The 1,519-nt window shown below is 34.9% G+C and carries 2 protein-coding genes; both read right to left on the bottom strand.

The window, feature by feature from the left end; all coding sequences use genetic code 11:
• Positions 1–451, bottom strand: a 451-nt coding sequence (locus SSIN_RS02130; RefSeq protein ID WP_037615192.1) for a restriction endonuclease subunit S, incomplete at its 3' end; no start/stop codon positions are given.
• A gap of 16 nt (positions 452–467) precedes the next feature.
• Positions 468–1,454, bottom strand: coding sequence for a site-specific tyrosine recombinase/integron integrase (xerA, locus tag SSIN_RS02125; RefSeq protein ID WP_037615190.1), 987 nt, complete (start codon positions 1,452–1,454; stop codon positions 468–470).
• Positions 1,455–1,519: the final 65 nt, after the last annotated feature.

Here is a 1,519-nt window from a genome sequence, read left to right as displayed (position 1 = left end):
CTAAATGATGATTTATCTTTTTATTATTCTCAATTTTAAAATCAAATGCTTGTAATACGCCTATTATTTTAGACTGCATTTTAAGTGATGGAATTTCTACTTCTAACGCATTTAAAATTGCAGTTGTCAAACTAGGAACTGCGCTTCCAACATTCAAACTTGCCAAATCATAGGTTTTTAACTTATAAAATAAAAATTCAGGAATTACAATTGATTCATTGATTTCTGTATAAAATAACGTATCTACTGTCCAAAATGGTTCGGTAACAAGAAAAAGATTACCTAATGAACCCTTTCGTGGAATCAATACTGATTTTTTAGAATATAATTCAGTATCAGCATACCGCATAATACCGCCTGTGCCATAAACAGGAATATTCCCATCGTTTAGTTGCTTATGATCTTTTCCATATTTGATCTTTACAATATCACCTAAATTATATTTAGTCATATTATATATGAACCTTTCAACCTATATATTTCCTATGCGAATTTTTTACATTCGCTTGATTGACCATGGCATAGTGCATGGTGGTATCTATCTTGACATGGCCAAGTAAGTGCTGGACTTGTTCGATGGGCATGCCCTTGTCTATGGCGCGTGTCGCCAATGTCCGTCTGAATTTATGCGGATGGACTTTATTTAAATCTGCTTTTACACCGAGTTGTCTCAATCTTGTTTCTACCCCTCCGATTAGCAATCTATCATGTGGAGATGACAAGGAAACGAACAAAGCTGGATTATCATCCTGACGACTGTCCAAGTAGTTTATCAAGTGAATCTTTGTTCTAGCGTCGAAGTAGACGATTCGCTCACTATTCCCTTTACCAAAGACAATACATTCTCTTTCATAGAAATTAATATCTTCTCTGTTTAATCCTACTAATTCACCCACACGCATGCCTGTTGAAGCTAATAAATCAATCATCGCCAAATCACGAATCTCATCGCAAGCATCTCTTAAAAGTTCCAAACCTTCATCAGAAAAAGTTTCTTTAATCGTTTTATCCGTCTTTATCTTGTGAATCCTGCGAACAGGACTTTTTAAAATATAGTCCTCGTCTTCTAACCAGCCAAAAAAGCTACTAAAAATCCGACGCATGTTGTCAATCGTCACCTTGCTTGATTTTCGCTCCTGCTGGTAACGTGCAAGATAAGTCCGCAAATCACTGGTAGTCAAATCTCTTATGGCTGTTTTAAGACTGGTAAACATGTTTTCAATAACCATTTTATAGTATTTCAAAGACTTCTCACTGCAGCCTTCAATCCTCTTAGCCGAGATAAACAGTTCAAGTAATTTACTATTGCTCTTCTGTTCATTAGCTGATTTAATCTCTGCAACTTCTACATTGACAAAAGCTGCAGTTAATACCTTTTGAAGATTTTCTAACTGCTGAACACTTAAATGTTTTGCCATATCTGCTGTGATTTGTGTGATTAATTTTTCCTTCATAAGCTACCACCTTTCTTGATTTATTATACTTCATGGATAGCTTAAAAAGATAAATCATCATTTAG

Origin of the sequence: Streptococcus sinensis (assembly GCF_000767835.1) — a bacterium.
GTDB classification, from domain to species: Bacteria; Bacillota; Bacilli; order Lactobacillales; family Streptococcaceae; genus Streptococcus; species Streptococcus sinensis.
This window is presented reverse-complemented; position numbering and strand designations above follow the sequence as displayed.